Source organism: Candidatus Zixiibacteriota bacterium, from assembly GCA_020853795.1.
GTDB lineage: Bacteria > Zixibacteria > MSB-5A5 > CAIYYT01 > CAIYYT01 > JADJGC01.
Genome location: JADYYF010000042.1, coordinates 21608 through 42412 on the forward strand (window position 1 = coordinate 21608; position 20805 = coordinate 42412).

The following is a 20805-nucleotide window of genomic DNA, read 5'->3' on the forward strand; positions in this document are numbered from 1 at the left end:
TGAGCAGGAAGTTGGTCTTGTTAAAAGTACAGGTCGGGGCGGCGGTCGGACAGAATATCGTTCAGGGTGGTTACGGACTTGTCGCGGGCGCGGAGGGGATCGACCTCGGCGAATACCGCAATCTCGTTTTCGGCTTCGGCGCGCTCGAGGATCTCCCCCTTGGTGGCGGTAATCTGGCTGCGGCCGGTGAATAGGAATTCATCTTCTCCCTGCTGATCCGCACCGACGCGGTTGCAGGTAACGGCAAAGACGCGGTTTTCAAGGCAGCGAGTAACCATGGCATCCTGACAATAAGGCAAGACCAAGTTCGAAGGATGGCAGACGATATCGGCGCCGCGCAGCATTAAGGTGCGCATCGCCTCCGGAAACACCCAGTCGAAGCAGATCATGATTCCGATGCGGATGTCCCGGTAAGAGACAACGTTGAGGCCCGTGTCGCCCGGATCGAACCATTCCTTCTCAAAGTAGAAGAGATGCGTCTTTCGATACAACGCACACGTTCCATCGGGACGAACCAGTGCGGCGGAATTATAGACCTTGTCGCCGGCGCGCTCCGGGAATCCAAACACGACCGCGCCGCCGTTGTCGCGAGCGATTCTGCGGACGAAGTCGAAGCTTGGGCCGGTCTCGAACGGCTCGGCCAGCCTGAAGGCTTCGGCGCGGGACGGCATGAAGTAGCCGGAGAAACACAGTTCCGGCAGGACCAGAAGGTCGAAGCGCTCGGCGCCGAGGAGACTCTCCACACGGCGATAATTGCGCTCCGGCTCACCGAAGCTGACTTTGAATTGCAGAAATCCGATCTTCATTAGCACTTTCGCGACGTCTTGAAAAGGTATAACATGGGCGCGATGAACACAAATGGAAAGCCGGCAGAGGGCGCGGCATGATTCAACGGCGACTGGTGCTGGCGCTGACGGCGATCGTCGGCGTAATCATCCTGGTGCTGGCCTATTCGGGCATCGAGTCCAGCCGCGAGAATATGCTGAAGCTGATTGCCCAAGAGGGGGAGTCGATGATGCAGGCGCTGGTAACGTCGGCCGGGAACAACCTCTCCGCGTCAACCATCGTGGAAGAGATTTCCTCCTCGCGACTGGCGGAGATCGCCGAGTTGATGGGACAGATCCTCGACGGCAATCCGCGCCCGGCCGATTCTCTCGGCGTCTGGGAGCGCCGCTATCAGTGTAGGCAGATTATTGTGGTGAATAACGAGCGCGAGATTGTCGCTTCATCGTGGCCGGAGGCCGCAGGCACGGCCATTGCCGACAGCAGCGTCCAGGCGGTGGTGGTCGATTCGGTCCTCTCCGGCGACAGATATTTTGCAATTGCGGCACCGCTGCCTTCCGCCCTTCCGCGCGACGACGAGATTTATGTCGCCGTGCGCGTGAAGGCCGGGGCTTTGCTGATCACCGCTCCAGCGCGCAAGCTCTACGATTACCAGGAATCGCTCGGTATCGGGTTTGTTGTGCGGAAGATGGGCGGGCAAAAGGCCATTGATTACGTGGTGCTCCAGAATGACTCCGGCATCGTGCTGGCCTCGCGCGATATCGGCCGGATGATGGCGATCCAAGCCGATCCCTTCCTGGCCGGAGCGATGGAACACGAGGAGATCGTCCACCGGCTGTATGAATTCGAGGACCGGGAGGTGCTGGAGGTCGTGCGCTCGTTTAAGTCGGATGTGATGCCGTCGGGCCTCTTGCGCATCGGAATGGCGCTCGATGCCTATCACGAGCTGTACGCCGACTCGCTGAAGCAACTGGCGATCCTCTCCGCAGTCTTGTTCGCACTGGGAGTCGTGGGGGCTTACGCCGCAACCTCGCTAAAAAGGCTCCAGGTAACCACCGGCAGTCTCGAGCAACTACGTTCGCTGACGGATGAGATCGTGCAGTCGCTGGAGGCTGCAGTCGTCGCAGTCAACGAGCAGGGGCGAATCACCGTCTTCAATCCCCAGGCGAAGAAGCTATTTGGCAAGACGGCAAAGGCGCTGACGGGCCAAGCTTACAGCGACGCTTTCCCCGATGATGCCCTCGTCTTGACGCGGATTTCGACCGATGTCACACAACGGTTCCGGGGTGAGCTTCAGTATCAACAATCGCAGGGAGACCAAAGACAACTGCTGGTCTCGTCAACGCCGATCGTGAGTGCCGAAGGCCGATACTCTGGCGCTGTGGCGTTGGCGTACGACCTGACCGAATTAAAGAAACTCGAGGAAAATGCGCGGGCGGCGGAGCGACTGTCAGAGTTAGGAACGCTGGCGGCCGGGGTCGCGCACGAAATTCGCAACCCGTTGAACGCCATCGCGATTGCCACACAAAGACTGCGGTTGGAGTTTAAACCGACGGAGAACCAAGCGGAGTACAGCGGATTTCTCAAAACGATCGGTGAGGAAATCGACAGGCTGAATTCGATCATTAAGGATTTCCTCTCCCTCGCTCGCGGACAACGACTTGGAAAAGTTTTGGTTGATTTGCAGGACTTCGTCAACGAAATAGTGGTATTAGCGCGGCTGGAAGCCGAGAAGCGCGGTATCGAAATTCGAACCGAGATTGCTCCCGGACTGAAGGCGAGTATCGATCAGGCCGAGATGAAGAAGGTTTTTCACAACCTGATTCAGAATGCCCTACAGTCCTTTAGGGGAGCGGGCGATATAACAATTAGAGGGAAGAGGGCCGACGCCAACCGCGCTCAAATCGAGATCTCGAATTCGGGGGAACCGATTGTGCCGGAAGTGCGCGCACGCATTTTCCAGCCGTATTTTACAACGCGGGCCGATGGAACCGGCCTGGGGTTGGCGATTTGCCGAAGGATTGTCGCCGATCATGGCGGTACGATCGAGTTGCTTGAGGGTGAACCGACCACGTTTCGAATCGTGGTGTAGGAGGCACGGATGCTGATGAAGTTGTGGCAGTTGAAGGGGGTGTTCGTTCTGGTGGGTTTGTTTGTCGCCTTTGCGGCGTGTGTGAAAGAGAAGGATCCCAATCTTGAACGCAATCAGATCAAGGATGCCCTCGGAGCGATTACGACTGCCATCAACGCCGGCGATCTGGCCACATTGGACAAGTACTTCGCCAGGCCGGTTACGGAAGGTTCCGGCCCCAATCGCCTGGTTGCCCTACTGGCGCACGGGGACTCGGCGTTCGTAATGTACAACCGCAAATTCAGCATCGATGAGAAGCGGGCGACCGTTTCATTTACGCGCTCATCCGATCCGGCCGATTCGAATTTTTCGTTCCTCTATCTCGTCAACGACGGTGGCTGGAAGATTACCAAGTTCGAAGTCAAATAATCCGTCCGCAATTCCCCCGCTGCCGCAGCAGCCAATCTGTCTCAGAATCGAATTCCCAATCGCGTCGTAAACTTGTTCGTGTCGTAGTCAGAAAGTTGCCACGTGAAGAACGCGGCGAAATTGAAGACCGACAAGAAGGGGGTCAGATTCCCCAGGCTGAATCCAATCTCCTGATACGGATGCGCAGCCGTCAGATAAATATCATCGCCGGAATTGACCGTGTGATTCCTGAACTCCGTCCAGAAGACTCCGCCGTGGACACCCAGCGTAAACGGCAGACGCCTAATCAGCGGCAGGCCGCTTCTAAGGAAAAGGTATTGCCCGAAGTCGTGACGGACATAGACGAAGGCGGCACGATTGCCGGCGAAGAAGTTTTCTCCAATCGTCAAGAACTTGGACTCTTCGGGCGCGAGCACTTCAGAGTAATCGCTGAGGTAATAGTAGCGCTGCGTCGGAAGACTCCGCGTAGCAGCACCGGCGAAGAGATCGATTTGAGTCATGCCCAGTCCGGCGGTACGCTGGCGACGGCTGAAGGAAGCCCAGTAGCGGCGGTATTCAAAATCACTGGAAAGAAGATCGGGATCGCTGAGTTCGGCGCCCACTTTCAACAGGCTGTACTGAACAGTCTCGAGTTTGCGCTCGCGGCCCTTGTTGCGCCAGAGTTTGCGCGAGTCCAGCTCTAACCCGGCAGAGAGCAGGCGCAGATTTCCGGCGACGACCGGCGGGTTTTCGCGAAACGGGTCTTCCCCGCCGAACAACGAGTAATCGGTATTTTGTGACAACGAACGATATTTCAGGTCGTGTGCCGACGTCTTGAGCGTCGCAAACCACGTTGGATTCAACGTCAACGTCAGAGAGCCGCCGCGCTCGTAATAGTAGTTGGCCGGATCGATCTTGAAGAAGAGGCTCGAGAACGTCGGATTGCAGCGATCAGCGTCGACGATCGGCGTTTGATCAACGCGGCGGTGGTATTCGCCGCCGATGGTGAACTTGGGTCGGCCCGGCACGCGATAGCGCGCGCTTGCCTGATATTGATATTCCTCCGCAGCGAAAGCGAAGCCACTCCCTACCTTCAGTTCGAGGTTGCGATGCGGGGTCAGGTCGGTGGCGAGTCCGACGTAGGCGCCCTCAACGCGATTGAAGCGGAACAGATCCTCGGCGCCGAAAGTCACGATCGCAGCTGCACCAAGACCGAGCGTCGCCAGGCGCTTGCCCAGCGGTTTAGGCGCCTTTTCGAGCGAGTCAATCCGGGCGTAACCGCGAAGTTCTTCCAGCGACAATGGAATCGTCTGGCGGGCTGACCAGGCGAGCGAATCCGTGCGATCGGCACTATCCGCAACCTCAAATACGAATTCGTCGAACGTGTGGTCGGGATGATCGATCTCAAAGCTGTAATCGTAGATGGAAGCCGTCAGGTCGATGCCAATCTTGTCCGGGATGCCCGGGAAGTCGATTTCAACCGTGGCGCCGAATTTGATTTCAACCGGCATCCAATATTGGTTCGCAAACGGCGCCACGCGCTGGGAATACTTGAGCCCGGACACGAAGGGCAGACGCACACCTTCGTTGAAACCAACCTCCACATCGACAACATCGTACGTCGAATCCGCTATGTAGACATATCCCGCGACCAGCGCGTCGGCCTGGTTCCTGGGCTCGGCCTCAAGCTTGAAGACTTTTTTCCCATCGACCCAGGTAGAATCGAGCAGGTAGTAATTGTAGTACTTCAGCGCGTCTTCGGCGACGGGCGAGACCACGGAGTACTGGCCGATCTCGAGGCGGTTCTTGTTGAAGTTCAGGAATTCACCAATTGCAACCAGGTTGTCGACGGCGTCCAGATTGGCGCTCTGCCGCCGGGTGATGATGATCTCCTTGTACTTGTCGGGGCGTTCCCAGAACGACTGCGATTGCGATTCGGTGATCGCCATAATCTCGACCGAATCGGGGCGACTGAGGTTGCGGACCACCATCTTGGTGTAGGCCCGATAATCGTAGGCGCCGAGCCGATTCAGGATCTCCTGCTTGCGTTTGATCGCCTCGAGAATGATCAGTTGCGCCGGGTCGTATTGACGGCTGTAGACGGTCGTGCCCGGGACGATGACCAGCGAGCTGCGGAGTGCGATGTCCAGCACGGCCCCGGTCGCGGTGACTTCGATGGTGTCGACGACCGAGAAGTAGCCAATGTGGCTGAACTTGATGACGACCAGTCCGGCCGCCGCGAGGATTCGATATTGGCCGTCGACATTGGCGACTGTCGACCTACCCGTGCCGGCCAGTTGCACGGTGGCAAAGGGCAAAGCCTCGCCGGATTCCGCATCCGTGATCTTCCCCGTGACGGCCTGCCCAAAAAGCGGGTTGTCCCCGAGCAGGCTCACCGCCAAAGTTGCCGCAATGAGAAAACGAAACACGAATCAACTCCCTCCATCACGAGACCCCGTCATGCCGCCTTCAAGCAACTACCGTACCGAACGGCGGAAAGTTGCGTGGAATCAATCGCCGAATCGCGCCAGGGTCAAGACGGCGCACAGGATCAGGTCAATAGCAGCGGCGGGGATGCATCGGAGTTGTGCGGCCGATATCGACCTGAATACTCCGGCTTTGCAGCAAGCTGTTTGAGAAACACGCCAATTGTTGTAGATTCCCGCCATGGCGTTTTACGGCGACGAAATCGTTGATCGCGTGCGCGAAGCCACCGACATCGTTGATGTGGTGTCCGGCTATCTGCCGTTGAAGCGCAAAGGGCGCAATTATTGGGCGCGCTGCCCGTTTCATCAGGAGAAGACCGCCTCGTTTTCGGTCAGCGCCGACAAGCAGATTTTTCACTGCTTTGGCTGCCATAAGGGCGGCAACGTATTCACGTTCGTGATGGAGTACGAACACGTGCCGTTTGTCGAGGCGCTCAAGCTGTTGGCGGCTCGCGCGAACATCCCCCTGCCCGAGAAGTCGACACAACGTGATGCACGAGAGCACGATCAGCTCTACTTTGCGCACGAGATCGCGATGAAGTTCTTCCACGAGCAGCTAAAGGATTCGCGCAAGACGCTGCAGTATCTCAAGGAGCGCGGAATTGTTGACGCCACGATCGAGCGCTTCGGCCTGGGGTATTCCCTCGACAGCTGGGATGCATTGATGGCGCTGGCGAAGCAGAAATCGATCAGCGAAGACGATCTTGAGAAGGCCGGACTGGTTGTTCGCAGCGACAGCGGCCGCATCTATGATCGCTTCCGCGACCGTCTGATGTTCCCCGTATTCAACCTGGCGCAGAAACCGATTGCCTTTGGTGCGCGCACGCTCAACCCTGCGGAATCGGCCAGGTACATTAATTCACCCGAGACCCCGCTGTATCACAAGGCGTCAGTGCTGTACGGATTGTCGCACTCGCGCGGGGAGATCCGCCGCGCGGAAGCCGCCATCGTGGTTGAGGGTTACTTTGATTTCCTGTCGCTGTATCAATGCGGGGTCACAAACGTGGTCGCATCCTCCGGAACGGCGTTCACGCCCGAGCAGGCGCAGTTACTGACGCGTTCGGCGGGAAGTGTAATTCTAATGTTCGATTCCGATTCGGCGGGACAACAGGCCGCAGTGCGCTCGGTGGACTTTTTGTTCGAGGCGGGATTGGATGTTCGGGTCGTCCTGCTGCCGAAGGGGGAGGATCCCGACTCGATCGCGCGCAAGGGTGGCAAGGCGGCAGTGCTGGAGCAATTGGCACGCGCGCAGTCGTTTGTCGAGTTCTCCCTGACGCTGTTGGGACGGCGGTTTGACGATCTGACGCTGGATGACCGCGATCGCGCCATTAAACGGCTGGCGGCATTAGCGGGCAAAATCGACGACTCGATTCGGCGCGAGTTGTTTCTGCAGGACGTCGCCCGGCACTACAACATCGGAATTGATTTGCTGCGGCGTGGAGTGCGGGTTGAGGTGCGCAAGCCGATTGCGCGGCCACGCGAGCAGGCACGACCGCCGCTCGATCGCGACATGATTGCGTTGTTGCTCCAGCGCGAGGATTTGATCGATGCGGCAGCGGAGAAGGTCGCGCCATCTGATTTCGAGGATCAGGACCTGGCCGAACTCTACAGCCTGATCCAGCTCTGGCGTGAGGAAGAGCTGCCGGTGTCGGCCTCACATCTCATCGACAAGGTTGACAGCCTGGTTCGCAAACAACTTCTGGCCGAGCTGGCCGCGCTTGACTTCCACAACGCTGATCTCGATACTCTATTCACCGATTTGGTCAACGGCTTCCATCGCCGTCACCGCGACCGACGGATGGCTGAGCTCAAGCGCCTGCTGGTGCAAGCCGAAACAGCCAAGGACGACAAGCAGATTGAGTTTTACCTGAAGGAGATTCGTCACTTGCGTCAAGAGGGTTGATGACGCTCACGATTTTAGTTTGACGACCGTGACCCCGTAGGAACCCTCGTTCCACTCGCCCAATTGGAACGACTCCACCATCTTGTTCTTGGAGAGATATTCGCGCACCAGTCGGCGCAACGCACCGGTGCCTTTGCCGTGAACGATGCGCACGTACGGTGCGTGCGACAGCGCCAATTCATCGAAGTATTTGTCGAGGCGGTCGCGGGCTTCGTCCACGGTCAGTCCGCGCAGCGAAATCTCCAATTCAACGTCGTCCTTAAACGGCTGGTAGTTCACGCCTTCGGGGAGCTGGGGCGCCGCGAGATCGCTCTCCAACTTGCGCAGGTCGGCCAGCTCCATCGTATAGAGCACCTTGCCCACGCGCACCTTGCCGCGCTTGCCGCCCGGAAAGATTTCGAGAAGTTCGCCGTCGGTCTGCAGCCGTTCGATGAATACCCGGTCGCCGGCGGCCGGTGGCGCGCCGGCTTCGCGTTGCGGCTCCATTCGCCGTGCGCCTTCATACAGCTCCCGGCGCAGCTCGTCAATCGACTTCTGCGCACGCTTCAGATCGGCTTTGGTTGCGGACTCGGATTTGATCTCTGTCATCAGCGCTTCGAGGCGCTTGCGGGTGTCTTCGACCAGGCGGTTGGCGTCGTCATAACCTTCTTTGAGCAATTGTTTTTCGCGGGCATCGAGCTTCTCTTTCTCAGCGCGACGAGAACTTTCCAGGGCATCGGCCCGCTGGAGCCGCTCGCGTAGTTCCAAGCGGTCGGCATCGGCCGCCATCAATTCCGCCTCAAGCTTGGCAATCAAATCCGCCAAGGAGCGCTCTTGCGAGCCGACCAATTCATGCGCACGCCTGAGCACGGTCGGCGGCATACCGAGTCGCGAAGCGACTTCAAGGGCGTAACTCGACCCTGGCAAGCCGGTGCGGAATCGATAAGTCGGTTGTAGCGTTTCGCGATTGAATTCCATCGACGCATTCTCCACCTTGGGATTGCCGACGGCAATGGCTTTCAGCGCCGAGTAGTGGGTCGTGACGATACACTTGGCACCGGAGCGGACCACGTGATCGATGATGGCCTCCGCCAGTGCGGCACCCTCTTTCGGGTCGGTACCGACGCCCAATTCGTCAAACAGCAGCAGCGTCTGAGGGTTGGCGTGTTCGAGCGCCTGGGTGATGCGGGCGATGTGCGCCGAATAGGTGGAGAGTGATAACTCGATCGACTGTTCGTCGCCAATGTCGGCGAAGACGCGCTGGAAAATCCCCAATTGCGACTTGGCGTCGGCAGGGATCAGGATCCCCGACTGCGCCATCAGGATCAGCAGTCCGACGGTCTTCATGGCCACCGTCTTGCCGCCGGTGTTCGGGCCGGTGATGATGATCACGCTGTGATCAAAGCCAAGTTCCACCGACAGCGGCACAACCTCGGATTTCTGCTTCGCACCCAGCAGCAAGAGCGGATGGTAAGCGGCCTGCAGACTGATTTGCGGCTCCGGACGCAGCAGCGGCATGACACCGTCAATCTGCGCCGCAAAAGCTGCCTTGGCATGAAGGAAATCGAGCCGCGAGTACACCGCCCAATTCTCCGTCAGTTCCGCGGCGTGCGAGCGCGCCAGCTCCGACAACTCGAGCAGGATCCGCTCGATTTCGTGGGTTTCGTCGATCAGCAACTGCTTGAGCTTGTTGTTGAGCTCGATGGCTTCCGTCGGCTCAACGTACAGCGTCGCGCCGGTACGCGAGCGATCGTGGACGACGGCGGTCTTGGGATTAAAATCGCTGTCGAGGATGGAGATGACGTAGCGGCCGTCGCGAACGGTGACGATGTCGTCCAGCCGATCGGAGCGATGCGATTTCTCGCCGAGGACCTTCTGCAGCCGCGTCAGTATCTGTGCCCGGGCATTAACTTTTTCGGCGCGGATACGGCGAAGCCGGTCGGAAGCCGAGTCCTTGATTTCGCCGCCGCGATCGATGGCGTGGTCGATCCGGTGGATCAGATCCTGCAGCGGCTGCAAGCGCTGAAGATAGGCGCAGACGCGCGGATACTTTTCGGCTTTGTGCTGGCGATACTGGGACAGAGCGACGATGGTCCGCTGGAAGTCAGCGACGCGCTTGAGCTGCTCGGGATCGAGGATCGAGCCGGCCACGCGAATTTTGTCGACGAGAGGCTCGAAGCGCTCGACACTTTCGAGTGGAAAGACCTCTTCGTATTCGCGAATCTCCTTCATCTCCAGCGTTTCGAGCAGATTGGACTCGATGATTAGTGCTTCGAGTGAAGGCTTGAGTTCATCGACCAGCCGTCGACCACCGTCGCAGAGGCAGTGGCGGGCGATGGCCGCTTTGATGCGCGGATACTCGAGCGACTCAAGCGTCCTGGTGTCGAGGTTGTTCATAGCGCCAAGATAGTGGAAATCTGTGATTGGGCAAGAGCCTGCGCGGCACCGGCATTCATCTTGACATCGCCGCAGCGACCTGTTACCATTTGCGCCGGTAGCCGCTCGACCGATCGATCCGGACGGCAGCAATTCACGGAAATGCAACCTTCCTGGACTCGACAGGTCCATTTGAGAAAAAGCACGGAAGCGACGATAACATTCAGGTACAGCTTAAAGAAGTGATGATGAGACCAATCTATTTCCTGGGAGTATGGCTTCTGGCCTGCGCGCTGGGGTTTGCCGGCTGCGGCAGCTATGACGAGGAAGCGCGACGCTACGAGGTTGAGCAGGCTTACTTCCTGGCAGACAAAACAGCAAAGGACTACTCGGTCAAACCGGAACTGCGCACGCCGCAGGACTACTTGCGGCTGGTGGATGTCTATGTCAAAGTCTATGACATCTTCAAGCGCAACTTCCCCAACGCCGATGCGCGCGATACGACTTCGAAAGCGAGCGCAGAAGCCTCGTTTTTGGCCGGCCGATCGCTGTTGGCGGCCTCAGCTCTGTTGCTGTCGGCGGAAGCGATCGACAGCGCCCGCTCGATCTTCGACCTGCTCTTGACCTCGCCGGCGATCCAGCCGCGTCACCGCCATGATGCACTGTATGCCGCCGGCAAGCTTGCCGAGCGCGACGACCGCTGGGCTGCCGCCGAGTCGCTTTACAACACCCTTCTGCAGGAGGCATATCCGCCGTTAGAACGCGGCTACTACCCGATCGAGACCGTGATCGAGTTGCCCAAATACATCACCGAACATTACGTTCAGTTGCCGGATTCCGTCACCGCCCGCGACTGCGCCCGCCGTGCCATCGCGTACTACAAGGGCATTGTTGATTCCTTCCCGAAGATCCCGATGACGATGATGGCGACCCGGCTGTTGGCGGAGATGTATGAATCCGTCGGCGACTACCGCGCGGCGGTGGCGACGCTGGAGACGGTCGTCGATTCGACCGGCCGCATCTTCGATCCGGCCAAGGCGATGATCGCCGACCTGTATCTGACCCAGCTGAACCGCCCGCAGGACGCGGTGCGCATGTATAACGAGATCATCACCGGCGGGATCGACTCCAACACGATTGCCGTCGCACACTTAAAGCTGGCGATGCTGGCCTTCGCCGATGGCCGCTATCAGGAAGGACGCAATTATCTGGACCGGCTCAAAGAGCGGTTCCGCACAGTCAGCGGCTTGCAGGCGCAAGCCCAGTTGGCGCGCGCGCGCAGCTTTGAGGAAGAGGGCAATAACGAGCGCGCCCGGCAGGAGTACGTTGCGCTGTTGAACGAGTATCCGCTGACAGCACAGGCGCTCGATGTCCTGGTCTATTTGCCCGATTACTTTGAACGCATCGGCCAGCCGCGCTTCCAGCAGGAGTGGACCGAGCGCGCCGAGCAGGAATTGCGGAAGATCGTTGATTCGCAGAAAAACAATCAACTGGGGTTGCAGGCTTCCAGCTATCTCGGCACGTTCCTGATTCGACAGAAGCGGTTCCACGACGCGATTGTTCAACTTGAAACACTGCGCCAGGATTTCCCGAATACGCAGGAGGCCGCGACCGCATTGATGAAGATCGCTGTGACCTACGACAAAGATCTCAACGATAAGGCGCGGGCGCTGGAAACCTATCGCGAATTCCTGAAACAATACCCGCAGTCGCGTGTAAGATCGACTGTTGAAAACGAAATTCGGAAATTGGAGCAAACTCCATAGAGCGACTTGTAGCACAGGGAGGAGATTAATGACAAAAGCTAAAGTTTTGGTCTTGTTGGCGTTGGTGATGCTGGTGGCTTCGGCGATGCTGCTTGCCCAAGGAAAACCGCGCGATCCATTTGGTCGCCCGGACAAGGTCGATGTCGTTGTGCATCAGGTGAAGCCGAACCACTTCGCGGTTGACCTGAATTGGGACAATGATCAGAAATTGGCGGCGTTTGCCTACCCGCTCGTTGTGCGCGGGAACGGCTTCCGCATGCACTACGACTCCGTGCAGTGGACGTCGCGGACGGACTACTTCGCCGTGAAGTCGGTTCGGCCGATCGACTCGCTGCAGCAGGTGTTGGTCGGCATGTTTGCCAGCCTCGGCGATGGCAAGCCGCCGTTGGCGGAGGCCAAAGGCAAACTGGCTACGCTGTATTTCAGCGCCGATGCCAAGAGTGCAATCGACGTGTGCAATGTGTTGGTAGATACTTGCTTCATTGCCCCGTCAAACTCGCTTTACGGCGTGACTCCGGACGGCACTGGCAACGTTTACCCTGCCTTTTCCGTTCTGAAGAGTGGTCCAAACGGACAGCCGGCTGGCTGCAAGTGATTTAGCAGCAAGCAATTCGGTGATTTACAAGGCTCCTCGAACGGGGAGCCTTTTTTGTTAGAGGAATCGACACACGCTGATACCCCTCAAGTCTTTGTTAATCAAGGGGATATTGAATTTGAAAATCCGGCGACAATCCGGGGTGTCGAGATTGATTACATCCTCTCAATTCCCACGGAAGTCGTATTCGATCCGAGCTCCCCTCGTCGTCGCAATCCATTGTTGCATATAAGGATACTGACTGTTCAAAATGCGCTCATCCGGCACACCCCTTGCTTGCACATAAGGCAGAGAAATCCTGTCTTTGTGATTTGGAGGATAAAATGAAGATAAACAAACTGACGTTGCTGGTGATTATGGCAGTTGCTCTGATTAGCGCACCGGCCTACTCGTGGGCAATCTATGACTTCGGCAACAATTACTTCGATGAACACAACAACACAGCGGACATTCCGGCGCCGGGCTACCCGGGTCAGCCGAATCCGTTCCAGCCGAATCCGGGCACTGCCGGACTGGGTGGCGAGCGGTTTGACATCGAAGGGCTTAACTTTGCCATTGACGGCAGCAAGATGTACGTGTCGCTGACTTCCAGCTTCGGTTACGGCGCCTATTCGTCGGTTTGGAATGTCACTTACGGCGCCGGCGATCTGTTCTTCGGATTCGACGGCAGTGACCGCCAGTATGCGCTGCGGGCGCAGTCGCAAGCCGGCGACGGCGGGCTCTACCGCGTGCAGAGTTACCTGGATATTCCGAATGTACCGGGCGGCTTTGGAAACCATGCGGCGATCCGGAATGCGGTCGGCCCATGGCGCGTCAGCCAGGGCGAGAACCTGGGTCTGGACTTGTTCGAAGCGACATTTACCGAGAACCTCGAGCCGAATCCGCTGATTCCGGCCAATCCGAGTCAGACCAACGGCAATACCTGGGTATTTGAGTGGTGTGTTGACTTGAGCCTGTTCGGCCCCGATTTCAACATCTTCGACTACTCGGCGATCAATTTCACGAATACGCTGGGCTGCGGCAACGACGTCTTGAAGGAGACGCACGCTTTGACCGTCATACCGGAGCCGGGAACGATGATCCTGTTGGGCGCCGGTTTGCTGGGAAGCGGGATATTCCTGCGCCGCCGCCGATAAGCTAAAATCTCAAGCGATCGCGAAAGGCCGCACCGACGTGCGGCCTTTTTTGTTGTCGGCCGCGCCTCAATCTGGTTACCATGGCTCGACTGGAGGTCAATGGAGAACCGATGAAGCCGACGCCCGCCGCGATCATCCGATTCATACGTCGCTGTTCTGATGGCAACCGCAGTCTGGCCAAGCGTGACCGCATTGGCTTCGTAAAACAGCTCTGCGAGGTCTATCGTCTCCAGCGCGAGAACGGACTGGAACCGCATGAATACTACCGCTATGAGCTGTGCCGACGAGAACTAAGCTGGGAGCAGAAGCGGCGGTATTTAAGCAAAAACCACGCTTTTCTGATTCACCGCACGATTAACCCCAAATTCGAGTACGGATTACTTCAGAAAATGGTCGCACAGCGCTTCTTCACGGCCATGGGCGTGCGGATGCCGGTGCTCTATGGCTTCTACGATCGCTTCAGCGGGCACGATGTCCAGGGTGCGCCGCTGCAGACGCGGGAGCAGTTCGTCCGACTGATCGAGACGGGAACGTTTACGGACTTTGTGCTGAAGGCCGTGGGGGCCAATCGCGGCGAAGGAGTGCGCGTCTGCCGCAAGCTCGAGGGCGGAAAGATCTTCTCCAGTGTCGATGGCGAGATCAGTCTCTTCCAGTTGTTTGACAAGATCGCCGTCACGAAGTACGACGAAAACGCCGGCGCGGTGGCGGATTCATGGCTGATCCAGGAGCGAGTCCGACAGCATCCGTTTCTTGACCGTTACACGACCGACGCTACGCAAACCGCACGGATCGTAACCTACATCACCCGCTCCGGCCAAATCGAAGTGTTGATGCGTCTACTCAAGATTGCGCGCGCCGGCAAGTACATCGACAACGTCGGCACCACGGGGTTTGCGGCGCCAATCAACGAGAATGGCGTGCTGGGGGAGGCGGCGCAAATCACGAAGACCGGCATCGTGCACTATGCGGCGCATCCGGAAACCGGTGCGGCGATTGCAGGAGAACAACTTCCCCACTTCCGCGAGATCATGGCGATGGCCTTGACGTGTCAGAGTCTGGCGCCGCAATTGCGGTCGCTCGGCTGGGATATTGCGATCACGCAGGACGGACCAGTACTGCTGGAAGGCAACATCTACTGGTCACAAGTGCTGCAGTTTGCGACCGGCGCAGGGGTGATGAGCCAGGAACTCTCTGACGAGTTGAGGCAGATCTTGCAGAGTGAACCACAGTAGTCCCGACGCATCGAGGACTAAGGCATTGCGAAAAAACAGCAAGCGGCGTCCGGTGAGGGAGTGGACGCCGCTTGCCTTAGCGTAAGTGTGTGGGGGCAAACGTAGTGGATCTTGATCTTCTAAACCATTAGCCCAAGAAACGGTATCGGAACTTTGCGCATCAAGGCCGGGCGACGACTGGCGCCGCCCGGCATAGCGGGCTATTTCATCAAGACCATCTTGCGGGTGGCACTGAATTCGCCAGCATCCAATCGGTAGAAGTAGACGCCGGTGGCGGCCGTCAGGCCGTTCATATCAGTGGCATCCCAAGTCAGACTAACCTCGCCAGCCGGAGACGAGCCGGTAAATCGCTTCACGACCTGGCCGCTGACATTCACGATCGTCAGCGTCCAGTCGGTGGCGCGGGGCAGCGAGAAACTGATGGTCGTGGTCGGATTAAACGGATTCGGATAATTCTGGCCGAGCGCAAACTGCTCCGGCAGAATCTGCTTGCCGAACGATGCGCGCAACATGTTGCCGTCGTAATCGGCCGCTTCAAGATGCTCGATCTCGAGCGGTGCATTGATGCGCAGGATCGGCGCTTTGCCGGCGGCAATCCTGGCGCCCTGCGTGTCGGAATACAGCAACACGTTCACCTGGTCGCCCGCAACTGCGTAGTCGAGTTTCAGGCCGGCAGCCGCCAACTCGGACACGACTGCAGCAGCCGTGGTGCCCTGAGGCAGCCGCGCCTGGAGGAACACACCGCCGATGTCGGAGGTCGATTCCGACCAGATCGTGGTTGTGCCGGACTCGGCGGCCACGGAGAATGCCGCCGTGTTGCCGAACGGAGACAACTTGGGAATCGGCTGGACATCACCGACGATGATCCGCAGCAGGTAGATCAGATCGCCGACGGTCAAGGTAATGCCATCGTTGTTGATATCGGACGCTGCGACCTGGGCCGCCAGACTGATGTTAAAGACACCGATGCCGCGCAGGAAGAAATTCGTATAGAGGACGGCGTCGGCGATCTCATTCGCGATGCCGTTCAGATTCAGGTCGCCGCGGGCATCAATCGAGTCAGAGTCGATGATGCAGATATAGCCGTTCCGCAGTTCCACACAGCGCAAAGGCTCGTATTTGTCGCCGATCAGACACGAGTCGGGCGCACCGATGTGCTCGTAGCGATTGGCCTCGGGGAAGAGCGCATCATCATCTTCGTCCCAAATCGTTACATCGTAGGCATCGATGATGATCTTGTCGATCAGCAGTGTATCGCCGGAGACTGTGGAGAACGCGTTGTCGCCGCAGTCGATCCAGAAGAAGCTGACCGGGTAAACCTGTCCCTCAAAGGTCGCGTTCGATGTCGCCCGGAATGTCAGCCGCACGATGCCGCCGGTCGGGGTCAACTGCGCGGTCGGCGGATGGTGCGCGCCGTTATTGGCGTCGGCAATAGCGACCACTTTGACCAATCCCGAAGGACACGAGCCGGTGCAGTTGCCGAAGGGTCCCAGGCGGTACGTAAAGTACTCCCAGGCATTGACGGCCGGGCCCAGCGAGGCGTTGAGGAAGGAGAAGGCGGAGACATCATAAGTAAACATCATGTCGAAGCCGCCGATCGGGAAGCGTCCTTCATAGCTAACGTTGACAGTGACATTTGATCCGAGGTTCACGCATTCCGTCTTGTCAATTTTGAGCACAATGCACGAAGAATCACAGTCGACCCAGTCGATCGTAAAATCCCACTCGGCCATGGTTGAATCACCACATTCATTCTTGCGAATAAAGGCGAAGGTGTAAGTGCGGTCGACATTCGGCAGCGGATCGAAGCACAGGGTCCCCGATCCTGATAACGACTCGAAGTTGAAGGCGACGGCCGGGTCAAGCGAGCGGGCGTAGAGGGTGGTGTTTGGAATAACATTATACGAGATCGGTACGCAGATATTGGTCACCACCGAATCAAGGCAGACGACAGTATCGCGATCGGGGCCGACAACCACCGGGGTCGGCGGGTCGGTAAAGTCGACATTCCAGGTCGTCTGCGCCGTGTCGGCCTTGCCGCAACTGTCGCGCACGACGATCGACCAGGAGTAATTGCCGTCAGCGGTGGGCGTGAAACACACCTGGCCGGTATTCGGGTTGATGGTTCCGGGACCGGAAAGCAGGCTGTAGGCAAGCTTGGTGATGATCGAGTCAACGGTCGTGACGTTGAAGCAAAGTTGCTGCGGATCGCACAGCTTCTGCGGCGTCGGAGTCGGCGCCGTCAGAATCGGCACCATGTTCACTCTGACGTTGACCGTGTAAAGCGCGGTATCCGCACGGTTGCAGGAGTCGCGCGCGATCACCTGATAATTGAACAAGCGCGTGCCCGGGCCACCGGAATTAATGCAGACCTGATTGCCCTGCACGGTGCCCATGGTCGTCGTGAAGGTCAGCGGATTGCCGTCCGGATCGCTGGCGTTAATCGGTACGCAGATCAGTCCGGGCTCGCAGAGCACGTAGCTGCCGCCGCCGGGCTGAACATCGGGCCGGCGGTTGACCGTCACCACGGCATAGCCGGTATCCCAATCGGCCAGGCCACAGGCGTCGAGGGCACGGACGACAAAGCGGTAAGTGCCGGAAGTATCCGGAGTGAAGCAGATCTGGCTGCCGGTGTAGGTCCCCGGCCCGCTCATCAGATAGCAGGAGGTCAGATCGCCGTCAGGGTCGCTGCAGGAGGCCGGCAGACAGACTGACTGCGGCTGACAGAGTTTCAGCGTCGTGTCTGCAACCAGCGCAACCGGCGGCTGCTTGACAGTGACGTTGACAATCGCCGTATCCAGATCGACGTTGCCGCACAGGTCGGTTGCCCGGAGGACGAACGTGTAGATTCCGGTCGCTGCGGGAGTGAAGCAAATCTGGCTGCCGTTGAAAGTGCCGATGGGTGAGACCAGTTCGCAGGTCGCCAGATCGGCGCCGGAACAGCCGGCATTCCAGCAAATCGGCTGCGGGGCACACAGGCTCAGTGTGGAATCCCGTCCGGCGTTCGCAACCGGCGGAAGATTGTCGATGATCACATTGACATGAACAGTGTCGCGGACGAAGCCGCCGCAAGCATCAGGCACAGAGAAGCAAAATGTGTAGTCACCTGACGAGGTGGCATTGAAGCACAGTTGCCCGTCGCTAATCGCGCCCGGACCGCATTCCAGATCGACCGGAACCGGCTGATTCTCAGTCGCGGCGGTCACTGGGAAGCAGATCTGGCTCGAGGAAGTGGAGCAGAGCGCGATGGTCGTATCGGGAATTGTTGTAATGATCGGTTTGGCCTGATAGCGCACGATCACATACAGAGTGTCGCGCGGACAGGGCAGGATTTCGCCTGGTTCCGCCGGGAAGCCGAAGGACTGGCAACACGAGTCAAAGGCGACAATGATAAACTGATACAACGCCGAGTCGGCCGTGGTCGGCAGAAAGCAGACTTTGCCGGTAGCCGAGTCAATCGACGCCGGCGGGCTATCAAAAAGTGTAAACTGCAAGAGATCGTTGTCGTAATCGAGCGCTTCGGCGACATCGATGCAGATCGAATCGAGGTCGCAGATGGTCGTATCGACAAAGTCGTCGGTCAGGGTCAGGATCGGATTCTCGCGGAAATTGACGGTAACTGCGAATGTGTCGACAATCGTGTTGTTCTCCGCATCCGTCGCCTTGAAGACGAAGCGATGCACGGAGTCGACCGGCCACGGCAGGAAGCAGGACTGATACGAAATCGGTGTCAGCCCCGACTGAATCGTCAGGAAATTGCCGCCAATTTCCTGCTGCAGTGTGACTTGGCCGATACCGCCGGTGACGTTGACATCAAAGCAGATTTCCTGCTCGGTGCAGAACAAGTACTCGGTTTGCCCGACGAACGAGAGATGGAGAGCGTTGGGATTGACGAAAAGCAGATCATAGACCGCATCCTCATAGTCCTGATCGCCGCCGTCGGCCAGATCTTCCCACGCAATCACATAGTGACCGACTTCGCCGGTAGCGAAGATGCGGGCGTGTTTGAAGCCGTCCCAATTCAGGCCCTTCGTCGTGTACCAGGTATCATCGAACAAGGTCGGGCCGAGGTACAGCCCCACCGAGTCGGACTCGGTTGGGACCGACACCATCGTGCCGACCGGAGCGTTGGCGGCAATCAACAGCGTCTTAGCCGCCGGCGTCGTTCGCGGATACCAGCCGAAATTCGACAACGAAGCCGACCCGCGGTACTTCAAGGTCACTTCCGCCGACGTAGCGCTTGCCTGCGGTTTAAAGACCGTAGCGTTGACTTCGTCGGTGGCAATGTTGATCGAATAACCCAAAGTGCTCAGGACTTCCTGAAGGCTTGGCCCCGCCAGCGCCGTTTTGGCGGCCAACGAGTCGCTCCAGGGATGGTCTCCACCAGCGGCTAAGGCGAATGAAGGGAGTGCAGCCAGGCAGAAGACGAGCGTCGCAATCGATCGTAGGATGCTCACAAAAGCTCTCCGTAACTTGAGGAAGAACTCACTCTCGCGTAAACCGGCCTTGCGTGGTCAAAAGCCGATACCTTTCAGACGAATAGATTTCATTTAGCTCGGCCCTATTCCGGTGAATAGAGCAACGCGAGAAGTACACTTACGCAGACGGTTGGAATATAGAAAACACCGCGCGAAAGTCAAGGTGAAAGCGACCGTCGGGGATGTATCAAAAGCGAACAGAGCTGACGCGCTCGCGGAGCTCAGGCAGGGCATTGTCTCTGTAATTTATTATCTAACACCGACTTAGAGATACGGCCTGCGTCGCGCCCACTCATATTCTTGAGAGTTGTAGTCGAAAGCGGAGTTACATCTCGAAGTTTTCGTCGTAGTCCTTGGCCGAACCAATCCGAACTCGTTTCTCGATGGTCGGAATCAGGAAGCGCGATAATTCGGCCCGGACCCGATCAGCCAGTTCCCCGGTTTCATAGAGCTTGACTAATCGCGCCGGTGTCAACTGGGAGACTTCTTCCCAGAGTTTGGTGTTCTTGAGATATTCTTCAAGCTGTTTACGCACCGGTTTCTCACGCTTGTCATCGCTGGCGGGCAGCCGTACGGTAGGCTTGACGGTCACATTGACATGGCGGCTGGATCCGTAGATTTTCGTCATCATGAATTGCTGGGCGTAGCGGTAGATTTCTTCTTTGATACTATCCAGCTCTTCTTCAATTTCGCGGATTTGCCTCTGCAATTCGGATTTTCGGGAATAGGCTTCGGTGAACCGGTCGGCGAGTTGGACACCGTCATCCTTCTTGAACTCCGTCGGCTCCAGCAGGCGCACCTGGGCCAGATGGCGCTTTGCGGGGCAGATGTCGAAGTAATCGCACCAATCACAAAGAGCGGATTCACGATACGGGAAACGATCGGCCTTGATCGCTTCCTCAACATCCTGAATCAAGTGGATGGTTTCGATCTTGAGTTTCTCGAGGTCGGTCCGTTCACGGATCGCTTTCACTTCCTCATCAAAGAGCAAATAGTGCCAGATCAATTCGATCTTGTCGGCTTGGGGGAAGCGTCTCCGGAGGCCGATTTGGTAGAGCGCCAATTGGCGATCCTGATCCGCATCCTGTTGGGTTGCCAACCGCCGCTTGGTCTTGTAGTCGCGGATTTGCCAGACGCCGTCCTTGGTCTTGGAGATGCGGTCGATGAACCCCTGGATTTTGAAGGTATCGGTGTCATCAAGACTTAGAGTCACACGTTCTTCAAGGGCGATGGTCTGCTCGGCATCAAACGGATGGTAGCGCTCCCAATAGTCGGAGAGCGCCTTATGTCCCTGGCGGAAGTAATCATCGATTGTGTACTGCTTATTGACGATGAAGATGTCTTCGTGTTTTTCCTTTTCCCAAACATCGGCGTAAGCCTTAAGGAACTCTTCTTTTGACCAGATCTTCCCCATCAGGACGCCGCGGTAGAGTGCTTCCAGGGCTTCGTGCACACGCGAGCCAAGGAATGCCTCGACCGAATCGCGTTTAGGAACTTCGACTTTGTCGATATACTGGAATTTAAACTTGAGCGGGCACGACTCGTAGGTCTCGAGCCGCGAATGCGAATAAGTCATTCCCGAGGCGGTCATA

The 20805-nt window shown here is 57.8% G+C and carries 12 protein-coding genes; 7 read left to right on the forward strand and 5 right to left on the reverse strand.

Annotated features, from left to right (window positions below; all coding sequences use genetic code 11):
* Positions 1-20: 20 nt before the first annotated feature.
* Positions 21-806, reverse strand: coding sequence for a hypothetical protein (locus IT585_02535; GenBank protein MCC6962105.1), 786 nt, complete (start codon positions 804-806; stop codon positions 21-23).
* Between the two features lie 77 nt (positions 807-883).
* Here IT585_02535 and IT585_02540 point away from each other — a divergent pair, with 77 nt between their 5' ends.
* Together IT585_02540 and IT585_02545 are read left to right on the forward strand one after the other, a co-directional pair.
* Positions 884-2875 (forward strand): PAS domain S-box protein, encoded by a 1992-nt coding sequence (locus tag IT585_02540; protein ID MCC6962106.1) that lies wholly within the window; start codon positions 884-886, stop codon positions 2873-2875.
* A 9-nt stretch (positions 2876-2884) separates the two neighbouring features.
* Positions 2885-3283, forward strand: a complete 399-nt coding sequence (locus tag IT585_02545) for a hypothetical protein (protein ID MCC6962107.1) — start codon at positions 2885-2887, stop codon at positions 3281-3283.
* A gap of 41 nt (positions 3284-3324) precedes the next feature.
* Here IT585_02545 and IT585_02550 read toward each other — a convergent pair whose 3' ends face one another.
* Positions 3325-5691: a carboxypeptidase-like regulatory domain-containing protein gene (locus tag IT585_02550; GenBank protein MCC6962108.1), complete on the reverse strand. Its 2367-nt coding sequence runs from the start codon at positions 5689-5691 to the stop codon at positions 3325-3327.
* 238 nt (positions 5692-5929) lie between these two features.
* On the opposite strand from IT585_02550, the gene IT585_02555 reads away from it, so the two are divergent.
* Positions 5930-7651 (forward strand): DNA primase, encoded by a 1722-nt coding sequence (locus tag IT585_02555; protein ID MCC6962109.1) that lies wholly within the window; start codon positions 5930-5932, stop codon positions 7649-7651.
* A gap of 6 nt (positions 7652-7657) precedes the next feature.
* Here the strand turns inward: IT585_02555 and IT585_02560 are convergent, their stop codons facing one another.
* Entirely contained in the window at positions 7658-10027 is a 2370-nt protein-coding gene (locus IT585_02560; GenBank protein MCC6962110.1) for an endonuclease MutS2, read from the reverse strand.
* Between the two features lie 224 nt (positions 10028-10251).
* Between IT585_02560 and IT585_02565 the strand changes: the two genes are divergently transcribed.
* The 4 genes from IT585_02565 (at position 10252) to IT585_02580 (ending at position 14735) form a co-directional block, all read left to right on the forward strand.
* A complete protein-coding gene (locus IT585_02565) occupies positions 10252-11772 on the forward strand; it encodes a tetratricopeptide repeat protein (GenBank protein ID MCC6962111.1) in 1521 nt (506 codons plus the stop codon).
* A 28-nt stretch (positions 11773-11800) separates the two neighbouring features.
* Positions 11801-12367: a hypothetical protein gene (locus tag IT585_02570; protein MCC6962112.1), complete on the forward strand. Its 567-nt coding sequence runs from the start codon at positions 11801-11803 to the stop codon at positions 12365-12367.
* 569 nt (positions 12368-12936) lie between these two features.
* A complete protein-coding gene (locus IT585_02575) occupies positions 12937-13503 on the forward strand; it encodes a PEP-CTERM sorting domain-containing protein (protein MCC6962113.1) in 567 nt (188 codons plus the stop codon).
* A 110-nt stretch (positions 13504-13613) separates the two neighbouring features.
* Entirely contained in the window at positions 13614-14735 is a 1122-nt protein-coding gene (locus IT585_02580) for a hypothetical protein (GenBank protein MCC6962114.1), read from the forward strand.
* A 200-nt stretch (positions 14736-14935) separates the two neighbouring features.
* Here the strand turns inward: IT585_02580 and IT585_02585 are convergent, their stop codons facing one another.
* Both IT585_02585 and IT585_02590 read right to left on the reverse strand, forming a co-directional pair.
* Positions 14936-19192 carry a T9SS type A sorting domain-containing protein gene (locus tag IT585_02585; protein MCC6962115.1) on the reverse strand — a complete coding sequence of 1419 codons (4257 nt, stop codon included), beginning with the start codon at positions 19190-19192 and terminating at the stop codon, positions 14936-14938.
* A gap of 346 nt (positions 19193-19538) precedes the next feature.
* Positions 19539-20789: a PD-(D/E)XK nuclease family protein gene (locus IT585_02590; GenBank protein ID MCC6962116.1), complete on the reverse strand. Its 1251-nt coding sequence runs from the start codon at positions 20787-20789 to the stop codon at positions 19539-19541.
* Between the last annotated feature and the right edge of the window lie 16 nt (positions 20790-20805).